At 70.6% G+C, this 17,795-nt stretch carries 17 protein-coding genes; 14 read left to right on the top strand and 3 right to left on the bottom strand.

The window, feature by feature from the left end; all coding sequences use genetic code 11:
* Nucleotide 1: 1 nt before the first annotated feature.
* Both ACFRAQ_RS11660 and ACFRAQ_RS11665 read right to left on the bottom strand, forming a co-directional pair.
* Nucleotides 2-811: an SDR family oxidoreductase gene (locus ACFRAQ_RS11660; protein WP_379097659.1), complete on the bottom strand. Its 810-nt coding sequence runs from the start codon at nt 809-811 to the stop codon at nt 2-4.
* 46 nt (nt 812-857) lie between these two features.
* The gene (locus ACFRAQ_RS11665; RefSeq protein WP_379097662.1) at nt 858-1,952 is read right to left on the bottom strand and encodes an alpha/beta hydrolase; all 1,095 of its coding nucleotides are present in this window, start codon (nt 1,950-1,952) and stop codon (nt 858-860) included.
* 217 nt (nt 1,953-2,169) lie between these two features.
* Between ACFRAQ_RS11665 and ACFRAQ_RS11670 the strand changes: the two genes are divergently transcribed.
* The gene (locus ACFRAQ_RS11670) at nt 2,170-2,946 is read left to right on the top strand and encodes a metalloregulator ArsR/SmtB family transcription factor (protein WP_357288259.1); all 777 of its coding nucleotides are present in this window, start codon (nt 2,170-2,172) and stop codon (nt 2,944-2,946) included.
* Nucleotides 2,947-3,034: 88 nt separating this feature from the next.
* On the opposite strand, the gene ACFRAQ_RS11675 is transcribed toward ACFRAQ_RS11670, so the two are convergent.
* The gene (locus ACFRAQ_RS11675; RefSeq protein ID WP_357083524.1) at nt 3,035-3,796 is read right to left on the bottom strand and encodes a 3-hydroxyacyl-CoA dehydrogenase; all 762 of its coding nucleotides are present in this window, start codon (nt 3,794-3,796) and stop codon (nt 3,035-3,037) included.
* A 303-nt stretch (nt 3,797-4,099) separates the two neighbouring features.
* On the opposite strand from ACFRAQ_RS11675, the gene ACFRAQ_RS11680 reads away from it, so the two are divergent.
* The 13 genes from ACFRAQ_RS11680 (at nt 4,100) to ACFRAQ_RS11740 (ending at nt 17,772) form a co-directional block, all read left to right on the top strand.
* On the top strand, nt 4,100-4,759 hold the full coding sequence (locus ACFRAQ_RS11680) for a hypothetical protein (RefSeq protein ID WP_379097665.1): 660 nt from the start codon (nt 4,100-4,102) through the stop codon (nt 4,757-4,759).
* A gap of 16 nt (nt 4,760-4,775) precedes the next feature.
* The gene (locus tag ACFRAQ_RS11685; RefSeq protein ID WP_379097667.1) at nt 4,776-5,651 is read left to right on the top strand and encodes a MinD/ParA family protein; all 876 of its coding nucleotides are present in this window, start codon (nt 4,776-4,778) and stop codon (nt 5,649-5,651) included.
* Complete coding sequence (locus ACFRAQ_RS11690) at nt 5,648-6,316, top strand: hypothetical protein (RefSeq protein WP_379097670.1); 669 nt, start codon at nt 5,648-5,650, stop codon at nt 6,314-6,316. The genes ACFRAQ_RS11685 and ACFRAQ_RS11690 overlap by 4 nt, the downstream gene beginning before the upstream one ends.
* Before the next feature lie 127 nt (nt 6,317-6,443).
* Nucleotides 6,444-6,734 (top strand): hypothetical protein, encoded by a 291-nt coding sequence (locus ACFRAQ_RS11695; protein ID WP_379097673.1) that lies wholly within the window; start codon nt 6,444-6,446, stop codon nt 6,732-6,734.
* On the top strand, nt 6,734-7,045 hold the full coding sequence (locus ACFRAQ_RS11700; RefSeq protein ID WP_357083512.1) for a hypothetical protein: 312 nt from the start codon (nt 6,734-6,736) through the stop codon (nt 7,043-7,045). Before ACFRAQ_RS11695 ends, ACFRAQ_RS11700 begins: the two co-directional genes overlap by 1 nt.
* A gap of 67 nt (nt 7,046-7,112) precedes the next feature.
* Nucleotides 7,113-7,940, top strand: coding sequence for a hypothetical protein (locus ACFRAQ_RS11705; RefSeq protein ID WP_379097677.1), 828 nt, complete (start codon nt 7,113-7,115; stop codon nt 7,938-7,940).
* Between the two features lie 64 nt (nt 7,941-8,004).
* Nucleotides 8,005-9,474: a hypothetical protein gene (locus tag ACFRAQ_RS11710; RefSeq protein WP_379097680.1), complete on the top strand. Its 1,470-nt coding sequence runs from the start codon at nt 8,005-8,007 to the stop codon at nt 9,472-9,474.
* Nucleotides 9,471-10,961, top strand: coding sequence for an SCO6880 family protein (locus ACFRAQ_RS11715; protein ID WP_357083503.1), 1,491 nt, complete (start codon nt 9,471-9,473; stop codon nt 10,959-10,961). The genes ACFRAQ_RS11710 and ACFRAQ_RS11715 overlap by 4 nt, the downstream gene beginning before the upstream one ends.
* Before the next feature lie 6 nt (nt 10,962-10,967).
* On the top strand, nt 10,968-14,429 hold the full coding sequence (locus ACFRAQ_RS11720) for a hypothetical protein (protein ID WP_379097684.1): 3,462 nt from the start codon (nt 10,968-10,970) through the stop codon (nt 14,427-14,429).
* Entirely contained in the window at nt 14,426-14,734 is a 309-nt protein-coding gene (locus ACFRAQ_RS11725; RefSeq protein ID WP_357100470.1) for a transposase, read from the top strand. The genes ACFRAQ_RS11720 and ACFRAQ_RS11725 overlap by 4 nt, the downstream gene beginning before the upstream one ends.
* A gap of 128 nt (nt 14,735-14,862) precedes the next feature.
* Nucleotides 14,863-15,399, top strand: coding sequence for a hypothetical protein (locus ACFRAQ_RS11730; protein ID WP_379100223.1), 537 nt, complete (start codon nt 14,863-14,865; stop codon nt 15,397-15,399).
* A 37-nt stretch (nt 15,400-15,436) separates the two neighbouring features.
* On the top strand, nt 15,437-17,338 hold the full coding sequence (locus ACFRAQ_RS11735) for a type IV secretory system conjugative DNA transfer family protein (protein WP_379097688.1): 1,902 nt from the start codon (nt 15,437-15,439) through the stop codon (nt 17,336-17,338).
* Entirely contained in the window at nt 17,335-17,772 is a 438-nt protein-coding gene (locus ACFRAQ_RS11740; RefSeq protein ID WP_357288131.1) for a DUF4913 domain-containing protein, read from the top strand. Before ACFRAQ_RS11735 ends, ACFRAQ_RS11740 begins: the two co-directional genes overlap by 4 nt.
* Nucleotides 17,773-17,795 lie beyond the last annotated feature (23 nt).

Raw genomic sequence — 17,795 nt, forward strand, 5'->3', positions numbered from 1 at the left:
GCTAGTGCAGCGAATCGGCCTTGCTGATCCAGCCGACGATCGCGCGCGTCATGAACGGCGGGGACAACCGCATCGCCAGACCGGTCAGTTTGGTTTGTAGTCCGACCAGCACGTGCGGGCCGCGCAGCGGTCCCCGACCGGACGCGGTCCGCCAGACCGCGTCCGCCACATCCTGCGGGGTCAGCCGCACCCCGAGGGTGGTCGCCGATTTCGAGCCGCGGCTCACCTCGGTCATCATGTCGGTCGCCACGAACAGCGGCAGCAGGTCGCTGACCGTGATCCCGTACTGCCGCCACTCCAGGTCGAGGGCCTCGGTGAGACTGCGAACGGCTGCCTTGGTCGCGCCGTACACGGCCAGCCCGGGCTGTCCGTAGAGCGCCGACGCCGACGCCAGGTTGATCACCCGGCTGCCCGGCGTCCGGCGCAGATAGGGGAGCGCGGCGTGGCAACCGTTGAGGACGCCCTTCACATTGACGTCCACCACGCGGTGCTGGCGGTCCACGTCGATCTCGCCGAACGCCCCCGACACCAGGATGCCCGCGTTGTTGACCAGCAGATCGAGACGGCCGGTCGCCCCGGCGAATTCCTGCAGCGCCCGATCCCAGCCCGCCGCATCGGTGACGTCGAACGCGCCGGTGATCGTGTGCCCGCCGATCTCCGCGGCGGTACGGGCCACGGCGTCGGCGTCGATGTCATAGAGACCGACCGTCCAGCCCTCCCGCGCGAAGCGGGCGGCGATGGCGCGGCCGATCCCGGCGGCCGCGCCGGTGACCAGGACCGCGGGGCGGGAAGCGCTGTCGGGCTGGGACATCGGAGCCTCTCGGATCGCGGGATCGGGCCGCCGGCGGTGCTCGCGGTCAGGCCGCGCTGCGGCCGAGGCGACCCGGATCGATCATCGCACGATGGAACTCGGCCGCGTCGCGGGCGGCGTCACGGCCGTCGGCGAGCAGATCCGCGCCCAGGTGGATGAGGGTGTGCGGCGCGCTGGGCCGGATCTGCAGGCGCAGCGACACCCCGGCCGCCTCGGCCCGGCGCGCCACCGCGAGCGCGTCGGTCAGCAGCATCTCCCGGGACCCGACCTGCAGGAAAATGGGTGGCAGACCGGTGAAGTCGTGATTCACCACCGACCACGCCGGATCCAGCTCCCCGTCCACCGCGATACCGCGGCGCACCACCATGTCCGGTCCGAGCGCGGGCAACACCGCGTCGTCGCGGCTGTTGGGGTGCGCGAGACGAGCGGTGGAGTCGAAATCGGCCCACGGCGAGGTGACCGACAGCGCCACCGGCAAGGGCAGCTCCCGCTCGCGCAGCGTGAGCGCCAGCCGCAATGCCAGCCCGCCGCCCGCGGAATCGCCGGCCACGATGATCTTCTCCGGCGGGAAGCCCTCGTCGAGCAGATGCCGGTACGCGGTGAGCGCGTCGGCGAGGCTCTCGTTGGGGTGAGCGTCGGGCAGCTGGCGGTAGTCGACGGTCAGCACCGGCAGCTCGCTCAGCGCGGCCAGGCGCGCGGTGTGGCGGCGGTAGCTGTGCAGTCCGCCCGCGATGAACGCGCCGCCGTGCAGGTAGAGGATGGCGGCGTCGCGGTCCACGCGCGGATCGGGAACCGGTGCGCTCCACAGCCATTCGGCCTCGAAGTGCTCGAAGCGCAGGGTTTCGCGGCGGGTGCCGCGCGGGGTGCCCATGACCCGGGCTGGCTGCTCGGACAGCCGGGTCACCCGGAAGATCAGGTTGGCCGGACGCGGTCCCAGGTCAGCGACCCAGGCTCCGGCGCGCAGGAACTGCTGGAGCGTGGTGCGCAGGACGGGGTGCGCGAGCCGGGTCCCGATGCGGGCCGGGGGGATGGTCTCCACGACCACCGAGGATGCGGGGTGCACCGGGGACGCGGGGCGCACCGGGGACGCGGGATCCTCGCCCGCGGGCACGGGGTGTGAGGGCTGCGGCGTGGTCGCCACGGGCACTCCTGTCCGCGCCACGGCAGGAGGCGCTGAAGAGACAACGATGTCGGTTCGGCTGAAGGCCGTTGACCATCTTGACCGCTCGGACGCGGATTGTCATGCCCGAGAACGAAATTCCCACGAAATCGGGGGTGCGCTCCGGCGTGCGCGGCGCCCCCGTTGACATATGCAGGTAAATGCCTGCATAATTTGAGCCGTGCAACCCGAACCCGACATGGACACCGTTTTCAAGGCTCTGGCCGACGCCACTCGGCGGCAGCTGCTCGACCGGCTGCGTGAACACAACGGTCAGACGCTGCGGGAACTGTGCGAACGGGTCGCGATGGCCCGGCAATCGGTGACCCAGCACCTCGACATTCTCGAGCGGGCGGGGCTGGTCACCGTGCTACGCCGCGGCCGCGAACGGGTGCACTACATCAATCCGACCCCGATTCACGACATCGAACAGCGTTGGATCTCCGTGTTCGACCGACCCCGGCTGGACGTCCTGCGCGCCATCAAAGACCAGGCAGAGGAGTACGCCATGACCACGACCGTGCCGAACTACGTCTACGTCACCTACATCCGGGCCAGCGCCGAGCAGGTGTGGAAGGCCCTGACCGACGCCGATCTGACCGCCCAGTACTGGGGACACGCGAATGTGTCCGACTGGCAGGAGGGTTCGCGCTGGGAGCACCGCCGCGTCGACGGCTCGGACAAGCTCGATGTCGTCGGCAAGGTACTCGAGGCCGACCAGCCCAACCGCCTGGTCGTCACCTTCGAGGACTCCCCGCAGGAGGAGCGCTCGCCCTCGGTGGTGACCTTCTCGATCGAGCCGCACCAGGACATCGTGCGGCTCACCGTCACTCACGAGAACCTGCCGAACCAGGAAATGCTGCAAGGCATTTCGAGCGGCTGGCCCGCGGTGCTGGCCAACCTCAAGTCGCTGCTGGAGACCGGCGCGGTGCTGCCGCAGGCGCCGTGGGAGATGGAGCCGGCGGCCTGCTCCTGATCCGGAACGCGAACGGCACCGGGCGAGCCAGTGCTCGCTCCGGTGCCGTTGGCGTGTTCGCGGCGTGCCGGACGCCGCTGCCCGCTGCTTAGCGCGGGGCCATGCGGATCGCGCCGTCGAGGCGGATGACCTCGCCGTTGAGCATCGGGTTCTCCACGATGTGGCGGACCAGCGCGGCGTACTCGGCCGGGTCGCCCAGGCGCGAGGGGTGCGGCACCTGCGCGCCGAGCGCGTCGATGGCCTGCTGCGGCAGGGTCGCGAACAGCGGGGTGTGGAACAGGCCCGGCGCGATGGTCATGACGCGGATCTTGTACGAGGCCAGGTCGCGGGCGACCGGCAGGGTCAGGCCGACGATGCCGCCCTTGGAGGCGGAGTAGGCGGCCTGGCCGATCTGGCCGTCGTACGCCGCGACCGAGGCGGTGTTGACGATGACGCCGCGTTCGCCGTCGGCCTCCTCGACCGCGGACATGCGCTCGGCGGCCAGGCGGATCACGTTGAACGTGCCGATCAGGTTAACGTTGATGATCTTGGAGAAGGCCTCCAGCGGGAACGCGCCCTGCTTGCCGACCGTCTTGACGGCATTGCCGATTCCCGCGCAGTTCACCGCGATTCGCAGGGTGCCGAGCGCCTGAGCGGCATCCAGCGCGGCGCTCACGTCCGCCTCGCTGGTGACGTCGCCGGGGGAGAACACCGCGCGCTCACCGAGTTCCTCGGCGAAAGCCTTGCCGTCGGACGAGGGAAGGTCGAGGATAACGACCTTCGCGCCGGCCGAGTGCAGTTCCCGCACGGTGGCCATGCCCAGTCCCGACGCGCCGCCGGTCACAACCGCGACGATATCTGCTGTCTTCACAAAACCTCCAAAATTCTTGGTCTTGTTAATGTAGATTCCGCTCGGATCGCAGGGAAGACCGCCCCGTCGGCGTGGCGTTCACGAGACCGTACGAACCCTGCTACTCGCGCGCACGCGCGGATTGAACGGTGTGTCGTCCGGCGCGTCGAGTCGTTGGAATCCTGTTCATGCGAGAGAATTTCCGATCGGGACCGTTCGGACGCGGCGCCGGTGGCGACGTGGTACCGGCGGACTCACCCGGTACCACCGATCACCGACGACAACACACCGTCAGCCACGACCGACCGCCGAGAGGGTCAGACGATGCCGAGCGACGTGCCCGCAGCGGGAATGTTGAAGTCGTACAAAAAACAGTCGCGCTGGTACCCGGCCCTCGACCCGGCCGCCCCCGAACCGCCCGGTCGCGACGCGGCCGCCGAGACGCCCGCCTTCGACGAGAGCGCCGGCCCGGCCCGCTTCCCGCACTACATTCACGACGCCGAGCCCGAGGTCGAACTGCCGCCGGTCCCCGAATCGGTGCTGCGGCACAATCGCTTCGACGGCGCCTGGTCGGACTGGATGACCGGGACCGGCGAGACCGATTCCTACACGCCGCCGCGCTACCGCGGCAACACCGTGATCGAATTCCCCACGGACAGTGGTGAACCCGCCATCCCGGCCGTCGACACCACCGCGCAGTGGCGCGAGACCTTCGAAATCCCCGAACCCGCACTCGCTCAACGCCTCCCGGATCGGCGGCTGCTCACGCTCGCCTTGCTGATTGTTGCCGTTGTTTTGCTGGCCCTCGTCGGCGCGGTTGCCCTGTATGTGCTGAATTCCCATGGCGGCTCGGCGCAATCCCTCGGCGAACCCGGCGCCGGAGCCGGTTCTCACCCGATCGCGGTCGCGGCGGCGTACAACGAAATGACGGCCCCCGCGATCATCGGCGACCATGGACCCACCGCGGGCGTTCCGGCCGGATAAGAAGAGAGCGGAGACAATGGATCAGGACTGGAGCCGCTGGCTCGACGAGGTGCCCGAAGTGGGCGAATCGTCGGGTCGTGCCGCGCGTTCCAAGACTCCGGTGGTGCGCTTGCGCAAGCGCCGTGGCGATTCCGGCGAGGCCGGACCCGCCCCGCGCCCTATTCTGGTGGTGGGCGGCTGCGGTGGTGCCGGGACGACGACCACCGCGCTCGGCATCGCGGGGGAGCTGGGCGCCGCCGGTGACCGAACCGTGGCCGTGGACGGCACTTTCGCGGGCAGCGACCTAGCGCTGCGGGGCGCTGACGAGCACTTGAGCCCGATCAGCCTGCAGGCCTGGCTCTACGGCCGCGGTGACGACGAGCCCGCGCCGCTCAAGGAGTGCCTCTCGCGGGCGACATCCGGAATCGGGCTGCTGTGGCGCGATCCCGCGCCGCTGCGCCGCCGCGCCACCTACCTGACCGTCGCCCGCGCCCTGGGGGAGTCCGGGTACACCCCGGTTTACGACGGCGGCAATCCGATCGCCAGCCGGCACCTGCGCCCGCTGCTCGAGGACGCCGATATCGCACTGGTGCTGGCGATTCCGGCGCGCGTGGACGCCGCCAACCGGCTGCGCGTCACCCTGGAGTGGCTCGACGATCAGTTCGGCGGGCAGGGCGAGGGCCCCGGCGACGGAATTGTCGGCGACACCACGATCGTCGTCTCACATCAGTTGCCGGGCAGCGATTCTCGAATCGCTGAACATTTGCGCGAGCATCTGGACGGTTGGGTGAACGAGGTCGTCGAGATACCCTATGACGCACACCTCGCGCGGGGGGAGCTGGTGCGGCATAGCGAGCTGGCCGCCGAGACACGCCGCGCGTATCGCCGCCTGCTTGCTGGAGTGGCATCATGACCGCAGCCATGAAGGAACGCCGATCCGCCGACCGGAACATCGATTCAGGGGCCGCATCCGCGGCCGGTGTGGTGCCACCGCCGGAAGCCCGCCGCGCACCCCTGTGGGACCGACCCGTACCCGGTGGCGGCCGGGCGCCGCTGGTGTGGCTGCTCGGCGTGCACGGCGGCGCGGGCGCGACCACGCTCGCGCATGTGCTTGCGCCGGCGGCGGATTCGTACCGGCGCTGGCCCGGCGTCTTCGAACGGGAGTCCCCGTTCGTGGTGCTGGTGGCCCGCGAGACCATCGCCGGGCTCACCCGCGCCCACGACCTGCTGCGCCAGCATCACGCCGGACTGGCCGGTCCGTGTGAGGTGCTGGGGCTGATCACCGTGGCCGCGCGCCCGGGCCGGATGCCCGCCGAGATCCGCCGCTACCGCGACGTGGTCGGTTCGCTGGCCGGTCAGGTGTGGCAGCTGCCCTGGCACGAGGAGTGGACGCTGGTCGAAGCCGACCAGTTGCCCATCTGGTCGCCCGGCGACCCGCCGCCGGTGCAGCGCAAGCGCAAACCCGATCCGTTGGAAGAGGTTACGCAGGCTGTGCGGGACCTGGGCGCGGGCATCGTGGCCGCCGCCCAGGACGCGCTCGACTCCCCCCGCGACGTGTTCACGGACCGGTGGGAGTGATCATGAACACCCTTGGATTGCATTGTGCTGGAAAGATTTCCGAAGTAGGCGCCGCCTCCGGTTGGACGGCGGGGCCGGTGATCGGCGAGATTGTTACTAGCAGTTCGCTTTTGGAGAAGGACAGACAATGAGCATGCTCCTCGCCGTACATGACGCGTACGGTCAGCTCCTCGCCCAGGTCGGTAACCCGACCCCCGAGGCGCCGCCCGCGTCGGACAAGTTGCTGAAACTGGTTCGGTACTTCACCTGGTTCGTACTTTTGTCGGGAATCCTGGGCATCACCTACGCCGGTGGCCGGTTCGCCTGGGAGAAGTGGACGGGAGGCGGTTTGGAGTCCCCGAAGATGGTGGCCGGCGCGATGATCGGAGGCATCGTCGCGACCAGCGCGGGCACGATCATGAACGCAGTGATCACCTAATGCCCGCCGCGCTGGTGCCGCAGGCCCTGCACGCCGCGCTCTCCACCCGCGCGGACGCGGTGGCCGTACTGGCCTACAAACAGATGCCGGCCGATGTGCTCCGGCCGATGATGCAGCTCATCGACTGGCTGCTGTGGTGCGTCCTGCTGTTCTGCCTGGCCTGGATGATCCTGGCCGCGGGCCGGCTGTGGTACGCGTTCCGCGGCGACCTGGCGGCCAACGAGGCGACGCACGGGGTGGTGATGAGCCTGCTGGGCGCGATCATGGCGACCTCGGCCAGCGGCATCGCGCTGGCCCTGCTGCCGACCTGAGGGGCCGGTCGGCTGAATTGTCCACCCGCACACACGCTCTTGAAAACGACACCGTGGAGGCACTGCGATGAGCGAGAAGGAGTCGCCCGAGCGCGACGGCGTCTCGTTCGGCGTGATCGCCTCGGCCGCCCTGGTGGCGGTCATCCTGATCGCCGGTCTGGTGGTCTACTTCGGGCACGGCGACGCCAAGCCCAGCGCCAAGCCCGAACCCGGCGCGACGCCGGCGACCTCGGACACCGGCGCCACCGGATTCGCCTCCCCCGAGGTGGATCTGTTCGGCCGCCGCATCGACATCCCCAACAACGTGGCGGGCCAGCCCCTGCCGCAGCAATCCGGCAAGCAGCGCAAGGCCACCGACACCGACTGGCTGACCGCGGCCCCGCTGGGCATCACCGATCCGCACGGCTGGCAGCGGGTGTACGGGGCGTCGGTCCCCTTCTCCACGTCCGACGGCCCGGCTCGCCTGGAAAACGGCCTGGCCGTGGGCTATTCGCACACCCCGCAGGGCGCGGCCCTGGCGGCCGCGCAGATCACCTACCGGCTCAACGCCCGGCCCGCGGACCGGGAGCTGTACGTGCGGCAGGTCCGTGTGCCCGCCGAACAGCTCACCGCCTACGACCAGGCGCTGGCCGATCAGCGGCTGCCGAAACAGCAGCCCGAGAAGGTGACCCGCTACCTGGTCGCCCCCGACGGCTTCCAGGTCGAGAACTACGCCGACGACATGGCCATCGTGCGGCTGGCCGCGCGCGGGCCCGTCGTCGACAGCCGGCAGTTGTGGGCGGCGGTGCGCCTGATCATGGTCTGGGACGCCGGCGACTGGCGGCTCAAGCCCTCCACGTCCCGGACTTCGCAGACCGAGTACGTGGATTCGCTGGCGGGGTGGACCCGTTGGTGACGACAACAGCTCCACAGGTGACAGAAGAAGATATGGCATCGCGACCCATCGAGAGGTGGACCACATGCTGAGGCGGCTAGTCACGATTCTCGCGGTCGTATTCACCGTCATGATCGCGACCCCGACGGTGGCCTACGGCCAGACCTACGGTTTCGACCAGGCCTGCAACGAATTACACGACTCCCTCGACGGACTGGGCGTGCCCGGCATCTCGCTCGGCGACGCGGCCTCGGCCGCGTGCAAGGCCGGCAATGTCGCCACCCACCCGAACGAGGTGGCCAACACCGTGCGCGACAAGGCGTGGGACTCCACCTTCGGCAAGGTCGTGGACTCGCTGATGAGTGGTCTCGGTGAGGCACTGATCCTGGCGCTCACGTTCTGGATGAAGATCCCGAACGAGAGAGTCAGCGACGCCGGAACGCTATTCACCAAGATCAACGACTACACCTATCAAGTCCAGATCCTGTTCCTGATGACCTCGGTGATACTCACCGGCCTGAAACTGGCGCGAGCCAGACGCGGGGCCGCGGTCGACCAGGCCACGGACTCGTTCTGGATGTTCGCCCGCGTGGTGTTCAGCTCCTGGATGCTGGGCGCGGTGATCGTGGCCGCCACCCAGGCCTCGGACAAGTTCTCCGAGTGGGTGATCAACGACTCCACCAACGGCAATGCCAAGAACATGGCCGAGCTGATGGTGAAAACCTCCAAGCTGCAGGCGTTCTCGCCGGGTCTGGTGCTCATCATCGCCATCGTCGGCCTGCTCGGGGCGCTCGCGCAGATCGTGCTGGCCATTGTGCGCCAGGGCATGCTGGTGGTCGCGGCGGGCGTGCTGCCGCTGGCCGCCGCGGGTTCGGGCACCGGCATCGGAATGTCGTCCTACAACAAGCTGATTCGCTGGATCATCGCGTTCATGCTGTACAAGCCGGTCGCCGCGATCGTCTACATGATCGCCTTCACCACCGCGGGCGTCACCGACGACCGCACCGGCACCGCGAACCTGCCCGACGCCGACGAGGCCCAGCGCATGCTGGTCGCCATCGTGCTGCTGGGCACCGTGGCGTTCGTGCTGCCCGCGCTCATGCGCCTGGCGACCGCGGGTGAGGTGGCCATCGTCGGTTCCGGCGGTTCGGGTCTGGCCGCCACCACCGGCACCCTGGTCGGTATCGCGGCGCTCGGCGCGGTCGGCTCGCGCGCGGTGGCCCCGCGCGGGGTCGCCGGTCCGGGCGCGGCCGGATACGTCGGCGGCGGCCGGGGCGGACGGCCCCGGCCCGGTCCCGGCGGCGGCCCGGGTGGCGGCGCGCCGCGCCCGACCCCGCCGCCGCGTCCCGCCGGTGGCGGCGCGGCCGCGAGTCCTGCGGCCCAAGGAGGCGGCGGCGCAGTACCGTCAGGCGCGTCCGCGGTGGCGAGCCGGGTCGCGCAGGCCCGGGCGGCGACCGCCTCGCTGGGCAAGGCCGAATCGGCCGCGGGCGACGTCGCCGGTGACCGCTGGGCCAACCGTGCACCCGACCTCGGCAGGAGCACCATCCCGCGATGACGATGACCGACACCTACGAGCGGCGCTCGTACGGACTGTGGCAGAAGCCCCGCAGCGCCGGCCTATTCGGCCTGCGCTGGGGCGAGACCGTGGTCGGATTCGCCGTCGTCATCACCGCGCTGCTGACGGCGCTGGTGGCCGGTCCGCAACCGGCCGCCGTGGTGGCGGGCATCGGCACGGTCGTGATGGTTCCACTGGTGTGGCGGACGGGGGGCCGCTCCGGCTACGAGAACGGATTGATGATGTTCCATTGGTTGCGCGGCCGGTCCAAGGGCGAGCACGTGTACCGGGGCGGGCGCTTCTCGCGGATCCCGGGCGGCGTCACCCGGCTGCCCGGGCTGATGGCCCCGTCGCGCCTGTACGAAGGCATCGACGCGGGCGGCTACAGCTTCGGCATGATCCACCTACCGCAGTTCGCCCAGTACACGGTCGTGCTGCGGGCCTGGCCGCAGGGCCACGAGGCCGTCGACCAGCCGGTCATCGACCGCTGGGTCGGCGCGTGGGGCACCTTCCTGGCCTCGCTGGGCCAGACCTCCGACATCGTGGCGGTGGTGCCGGTCATCGACACCGTGCCCGAGACCGGAAACCGTTTGCTCACCGAGGTTTCCGCCATCACCCGGCCCGAGGCCCCCGATCTGGCCCAGCAGGTCATGTACGAGCTGGCCACCGAGCTGCCGCAGGAACGGGTGCAGTTGCTGCCGCGGGTCGCCATCACCTTCAAGGCGACCACCGCGGAGCGGCGCAAGAATCCGGCGGAGGAGGCGGTCGAGATCGGCCGCCGTCTGCCCGGCATCTGCGCGGCGCTGGCCGAGGCGGGCGTGCGCTGCCAGCCCATGGCCGCCGACGACATCATCTCCTTCATCCGCCGCAGCTACGACCCGGCCGCGCAGGCCGACCTCGAGGTGGCCGCGGGCGAACCCGGTGGGCACGGCCTGGATTGGGCCGACGCCGGACCGGTCTCGCACGAGGAGCGCTGGGACCATTTCATCCACGACGGCGGCCGCTCGGTCACCTGGGAGATGGACACCGCCCCCGAGGGCGCGGTCGACGAACGCGTGCTGCAGCGGCTGCTCGCGCCGAATCCGGAGGTGCCGCGCAAGCGCATCACCATCGTCTACCGCCCGCACTCGGCCGGTGACGCCGCCCAGATCGTCGACGACGACTACAAGAACGCCCTCGTCGCACAGCAATCCGAGCGCGGCGTCGTGTCCGCCGCCGCCACCCTGCGGGTCGGAGCCACCCAGCAGGCCCGCGAGGAGCAGGCCCGCGGCCACGGCGTGACCCGATTCGGCGCGCTGGTCACCATCACCGAACCGCTGCGCGGCGACCTGCCCCGCATCGAGTCCATCACCCGGGACCTGTCCACCCAGGCCCGCTTGAAGATCCGTCGCTGCTACCGCTATCAGGCCGCGGCCTTCGCGGCCTCTCTCGGCTGCGGGGTGATCCTCCCCGAACACGCCACCATCCCGAAAGCACTCGCGGGGTAACCCACCATGTCACGTGACCTCGACCCGCCCGTCCGCGAACGCGACGCCGCGCCGCCCCCTGCGCGCCGCGGCTCGCGACGGGAGCAGGCCCCCGTCGACCCTTACGACGACGCGGAGCCCTACCCGCCCACCGGCTCCCGTGTCATGCGCGACGAGCACCGCCCCCGCCGCGGCACCCTCCCGGACCGTCGCATGCTCCGCCGCGACACCCCGATCGACTACTCGGCGGAGTTCGCGGACACCGCGGCGCAGTCCGGTGCCGACGGGGGCGCCGGCGAGGCGCGCCGCGCCGACACCGGGGCCTGGGACAACGCGGCGCTCGGTGCGAGCCAGGACGATCCGGCCCGGGGCTCGGCACCGGGAGTGACCGGCCAGGGGCACGGGGATTCGGAGTCCCACTCGACCAGCGGCCGGGCCTCGGCCGATCGTGCCGAATCGGTCATTCCCGCACCCGGTCTCGGCGATCACGCCGGGGAAACGGGCGTGTCGGCCGGCCGCGGTGAGTTCGGACCGGGCGGCGTGCGCGCGGAAGCAGGTGGGCCGGACCCGGTGGCATCCCGGACGGCAACGGTGACCCGTGGCACGCAGGAGGTTTCCGGAGCGGTCGAACCGACCGGTCGCGATGACATCGCCCTGGAGCGGAGCGGTACGGCGCCGAAGCGGCGGCTGCCGGCTCTGCCCGCTCTCGAACCCGGTGTCGGGAACACCGATTCGAGTGCGGCCCTCGGTGACCGCCGCGTGTCCGAGACGTCCTCGCGTGACACCGCATCCCGGGGGCGCGAGCTCGCGGTGCGCGACGCGCCGGACCCCGGTGCCGCGGTGCACGGCGGCGCGGGCTCCGGGGACGTGGCCGCGGAGCGCGGTCGGGCGCGCGGGCCGGAACGAACCGAGGGGGATCGCATGGAGCGCAAGCGGACTCGTGAGGTCGAGCCCGGCAGCGACACGGCGCGCCGCGCGGAGACCGGCGAGCGTCCACGTCGCGAACGCCCCGGCGACGACGATCCCCGGCGCACCCGGCGTGCTGCCGAGAGCGGCGACGGGCGTGACCGCCGGAGCGCCGCGAGTGACTCCGCGCGTGGACGGCGGGACGGCGACGGGCACAGCGGCCGTGAACGACGTGAGGGCGAGGGACACCCCGGCCGTGAACGTCGCGGCGTGGAAGGCGAACTCGGGCGTGAACGTCGGCGTGCCGACGGAGATCCCGCACGTGACCGCCGCGGCGCCGACGCTCACCGCGCAGCCGACGGACACCGCGCAGCCGAGGCTCACCGCGGCGCCGACGGCCACCGCCGCGGCGAAGGCGACCTCCCACGCGAGCGGCGCGGCACCGGCGACGGGGACGCGCGGCGCGGTGAGGGCGAGCGTGATGCGCGGCGCGGCACCGGCGAGCGGGATGCGCGGCGTGGTGAGGGCGAGCGTGATGCGCGGCGAGGTGACGGCGAGCGGGATGCGCGGCGCGGCAGCGGCTCCGAAGGACGCGGCCGGGCGACCGACGCGGATCGGGTGCATCTGGGCGGCCGGACCGGAACGCCCGGGCGAACGCGATCGGCGCGGCCCGAGAGCGACGCGGGGGAGCGGCCGGCGCGCAACCGGCCCACGCGCAATGGACGCCCCGAGCGGTCCACCGCGGAGGAGCGCGGGCGCGGCGGACTCCGGAAGGACAAGCGGGACAAGGACCTCGATCAGGCCGAGCGGGAGGCGGCGGCCAAGCGGGCCGCGGCGCGCAAGGCGGCGGCCAAGAAGAAGCAGTCCGGACCCAAGCTGCTCGACGACACCCAGCGGGCCAAGCTGGAGGTGACCGCGCGGGAGGGCAACGGCATCAAGGCGGCCTGGGCCACCTTCCGGCTGCACACCGACGACCTGCGGCGGCGCAACTTCGCGGCGCGGGCCGAGCGCATCGAGTACGGCAGCTTCGACGAATTCGACCGGACCACCGCGCAACTCACCGATCGCGGGTACATCGGCGCGGGCGGCGGGCGGATGAACGTGGTCGGCCGTCCCGTCGAGTATCGCGCCACCACCGCGCAGGTCGCGGGCCTGTGGCCGTGGTCGGTCGGCGCGGGCGCGCCGCTCATCGGCACCCCGCTGGGCTCGCACCTGCACACCGGCGCGCCGGTCTGCTTCGACCCGATGAACTGGTTCATGCGCGGCAGCTTCATCACCGCGCCCAGCCTGTTCGTCCTGGGCCTCAACGGTTTCGGCAAGTCCTCGCTGGTGCGCCGGATCGTGCTCGGCGGTGTCGCACAGGGCATCACGCCGCTGGTGCTGGCCGACGTCAAGCCCGACTACCGCAAGCTGGTGGAGCTGGTCGGCGGCCAGGTCATCGACCTGGGCTACGGGCACGGCAAGCTGAACCCGCTCGCCGCGGGCGTGCTGGGCTCGATCGTGCCGCGGCTCGACGACTTTCCCGAACTCCAGACGCAAGTCATGCAGGAGATGCGGGCCCGCCAGGTCACCCTGGTCGCCGGCTTGGTGGAGCTGGTGCGCGGCGAGCGTGTGCGCGACTTCGAGGAGACCCTCATCTCGACCGGTCTGCGCATCCTCTACCGCGACGGCAGTGCCTTCACCCCCGAGAATCCGCCGATCATGGAGGATCTCCTGGATGTGGTGGTCGCCGGCGGCGACGAACTGCGCCTGGACGCGGGCGCGGACGATATCGAGGAGTACGCGGAGGCCATCAAGGAACTGCGTCGCTCCCTGCGCGCGCTGACCCAGGGCCCGTTCGGCGCGATCTTCAACGGCCAGACCACGACTCCCATCGACACCGCCGCGACCGCGGTCTGCATCGACGTCTCCCACATCCCCACCGGCGACAAGAAGCTCAAGGCCGCGGTCATGCTGGCCTGCTGGGCCGACGGTTTCGCCTCGGTGGAGGCGGCGCACGTGCTGGCCGACGCCGACCTGGGCCCGCAGCGCTACTTCCAGGTCGTGATGGACGAGCTGTGGCAGGTGCTGGGCCTGGGCGACTTCATGGTCGACCGCGTCGACGAGCTCACCCGGCTGCAGCGCGGCATCGCCACCTCGCTGATCATGATCAGCCACACCATCAAGGACCTGCAGGCGCTGGGTTCCGAGGCCGCCATCGCCAAGGCGCTCGGCTTCCTGGAACGCGCCCGCGCCAAGATCTTCGGCGCGCTGCCGGCCGAGGAGATCGCACGGCTGGACTCCACCGTGCCGTTCACCTCCGCCGAGGAGGACATGGTGACCAGCTGGTCCGCGCCGCAGGCGCTCACCGGTGAGGCGCTCAAACCGGGCCAGCAGCGCCCGCCCGCACCCGGCACCGGCAAGTTCCTGCTCAAGATCGGCGAGGACCGCCGCCCCGGCATCCCGTTCCAGATGGAGTTCACGCTCTCCGAGCGGGAGAGCGGAATCCACGACACCAACCAGCGTTTCAGCGAATTCACCGAGACCACCGCCACGCGCGGCGCGGGCACGGAGTCCGGCTCGGACGAGGGGAGCGCCGCATGATGCCGCACCGGTCGTATCGAAGAGTGTCGCCGGAGGTCCGGCAGGCCGCGGTCGAACAGGTCATCGCGCTGACCGGCAAGCTGCGCTCGGAATCGGAGGCGTGCCGGGTGGTGGCCGAACAGATCGGCGTGCACACCAATTCGGTGCGCAACTGGGTGCGTGCCGCCGAGACCCCCGGCCTCGAGCGTATGGACGCGGTCGCGTTGCGCCGCAAGGTGGCGCTGCTGCAACAACAGCTGGCCGCGGCCGCGGAGATGAACCGCTCGCTGGTGGAAACCCTCCACGACGCCAAGCGCGGCACATGAGCCGCTCCCGCGACGAAGACCCGAACGGCCGCAACGGGGCTGGACACGCCGAGCATCGAAACCGGCTGGTATGGCGCGCGCGCCGCACCCGGAGACTAGCCTGGAAGGGTGGTCCGATTGGGGTGGTGATGCTGGTGGTGAGCGTCACGATGCTGGCCACCGCCTGTTCCGGCGGCGGCTCGAACGGCGGCGGCTCGAATCCGCCTGCCGGGCAAGCGCCCACGACCACCACCCGGTTGCTGGAGGTCGCGCCCGCGCCCGACCCCACCACCCCCGATGGGGTCGCGGTGGCGGCGCTGCAGCAGATCTACACCTGGAACCCGGCCACCGAATCCGAGGGCGACGCGCTGCGGCGCGCTCGGAAATGGCTGGGCCCCACCCTGATCCGCACCTTGGACAATCCTTCCACCGCCGTGGACACACCGCGCCCGACGCTGCGGTGGGCCGAATGGGCCAAGGAGAACGCGCACGTCGAGGCGTTCGCCTTCGCCTCCGGCGAGAAGGCGCCCGCGGGCGCCGACCCGAACCGGCAGCAGTACAAGATCGGTATCGAGCAGACGGTCGTCCACTCGGACGGCAAGCGGGAAAAGCTACCCCCGGCCACGGTCGTCGCCACCGTCGTGCGTGGCCCCGGCGGTAGCTGGTTGCTGGACGAATTCCGTTGAGCGGCAACGACTCACAGGTCATCCCAGGAGGATAGAGATGGCGAAGACACCGGTGCAGGACCCGGCCGATCCGGGTCCAGACCGCACCCTGCACCTCGTGTACGCGGGTTTCTATATCTTCGGAACCCTGTGGCTGGCAGTACAACTGGGCAATCTGCTCAGCTCCCCGCGCCAGAACCTGCCGATCAACCCGATCGCCATCGTGGTCAACCTGATCAAGGGCCAGGTGCGCTGGCCGACCGCCGCCACGGTCATCGTGGTGCTGGTGGTCGCCGGGACCGCGGGCTGGGTGTTCTACAAGCGCCACCGCACCGAGACCTCGAAGAAGGGGCGCCTGGCCATCGACGACAAGGCCGACCACATGGGGTCCGGCGGCGCGATCAAGTCGCTCACCCTCGCCGGGGTGCGGGAGAAGGCCGGGAAGATGGGCGTCCCGCTGCACACCCACCTCACCGGCGACAAGGTCATCCCCGGATCGCTCATGCGGCCCGGAGACGCCCTGGTGCCGGGCATTCCGATCGGCATGTCGGTCGCCGACGGCGAGATGATGTACGGCTCCTACGAGGACCTGCAGGTCGACATCTGGGGACCGCGCCAGGGCAAGACCACCTCCCGGGTCATCCCGGCGGTGCTGGCCGCGATCGGCCCGGTGGTCGTCACCTCCAACAAGCGTGACGTGGTCGACGCCACCCGGGATGTGCGCGCGGGCAAGGGTTCCCCGATCTTCGTCTTCGATCCGCAAGGCGTGGCCCCGGATTCGCACGACTGGCAGGCCCAGCAGGAACCCCAGTGGTACTGGGATCCGCTGGCCTGGGTCGACGTGCACCGCGCCGGCGCCGAGGTGCGCGCGGTCAGCCTGGCCGGGCACTTCTCCGACGCCGAGGGCAGCCCCTCGGCGGGCGGCGGCGCCGACTCCTACTTCGACCCCGAAGCCGAGGACCTGCTCGCCGCGCTGTTCCTGGCCGCGGGTCTGGAGGGCAGCAATATCCTGCGCGCGTGGGAATGGGTGAACAACCCACTCGACACCACGCCCGTGGAAATCCTGCGCCGCAGCGCCAAGCACTACATGGCCGAGGGCCTGGCCGGGCAGTACAACCTCGACGTGCGCACCCGCGACGGCATCTTCGGTGGCGCGAAGGCCATGATCCGGTGCCTGAAACTGCCGCACATCCAGCCGTGGATCATTCCCAACGGCGGCCGCGAACCCTTCGACGAGCTCGCCTTCCTGGAGGGCAACGGCACCCTGTACTGCCTGTCCCTGGAAGGCCGTGGCTCGGCCGCGCCGCTGGTGAGCGCGCTGACCGCGGCGGTCATCGAGGTCGCCACCCACAAGGCGTCCCGCTCGCCCGGCGGCCGCCTGCCGGTCCCGCTGCTGGCCGCGCTCGACGAGGCCGCGAACGTGGTGCGCTGGAAGGATCTGCCGAAGCAGTACAGCCACTTCGGATCTCGCGGCATCGTGGTGATGACGGTGCTGCAGTCCTGGGCCCAGGGCGCGCGCTGCTGGGGACCCGACGGCATGGAAGCTCTCTGGGGCGCGGCCAATATCAAGGTGATCGGCAGCGGCATCGACGATATGGCCTTCCTGCAACAGCGCTCCGAGGCCATCGGCGACTACGACTCGATCGCGCAGTCGGTGTCGGAATCCAAGGGCGGCAAGAGCTATTCGCGTTCGCTGAGCTCCTCGCGCACCTTCAACGCGCACGCCCTGGCCACCCTGCCGCGTGGGCGCGCCATCCTGTTCTCCTCCGGCACACCGGCGGTGCTGGTGCGCACCGTCCCGTGGTGGGAGGGCGCCGACGCGGCCGCGGTGGAGCGTTCCATCGAGGCACACGACCCGTCACCGACGAAGAAGACCACCATCGATGATCTGACCAGTCCCGCGCTGATCAAAGAGACAATCCCGGATGTCGCGGCTCCCAAGGAGGTCCGACCGCTGTGAGCGACGAGCAGCACCCCGACAATTTCCCCTTCGACGACTCTCGTGGCCGTCGTCCCGACGAGCCGCAGCGCATGGTCTACCAGAGCGTGGTCGAGTTCGTCGAGAACTACCTGAGTCTGGTGTACCGCCGGCAGGTGACCGACATCAGCGACACCGTGTGGTGTCCGGAATGGTGGAAGCACGCCGAGGCGGTCGCACGACTGGATGCCATGTGGCGGGCGTGGGAACACTTCCGCCACGACGGCAAGACCGGACTGAGCGTGTGGTTCCTCGACCACGCCGACCCGCACATGGCGAAGCTGTTCGACCCCAAGGGCCCGTTCAAGTACTGCAGTGTGCGCAACGGGCACAAGGACATGCTGACGCCGCTGCCGTTGAAGTCGCCGCAGCAGGGCCTGTTCAGCAACCCCACCATGGGCGAGTTCCCGCTCTAGGCCCCGGAAACGGATCGTGGCGG

Source organism: Nocardia sp. NPDC056611, assembly GCF_042792755.1.
In the GTDB taxonomy this organism is placed as follows: domain Bacteria; phylum Actinomycetota; class Actinomycetes; order Mycobacteriales; family Mycobacteriaceae; genus Nocardia.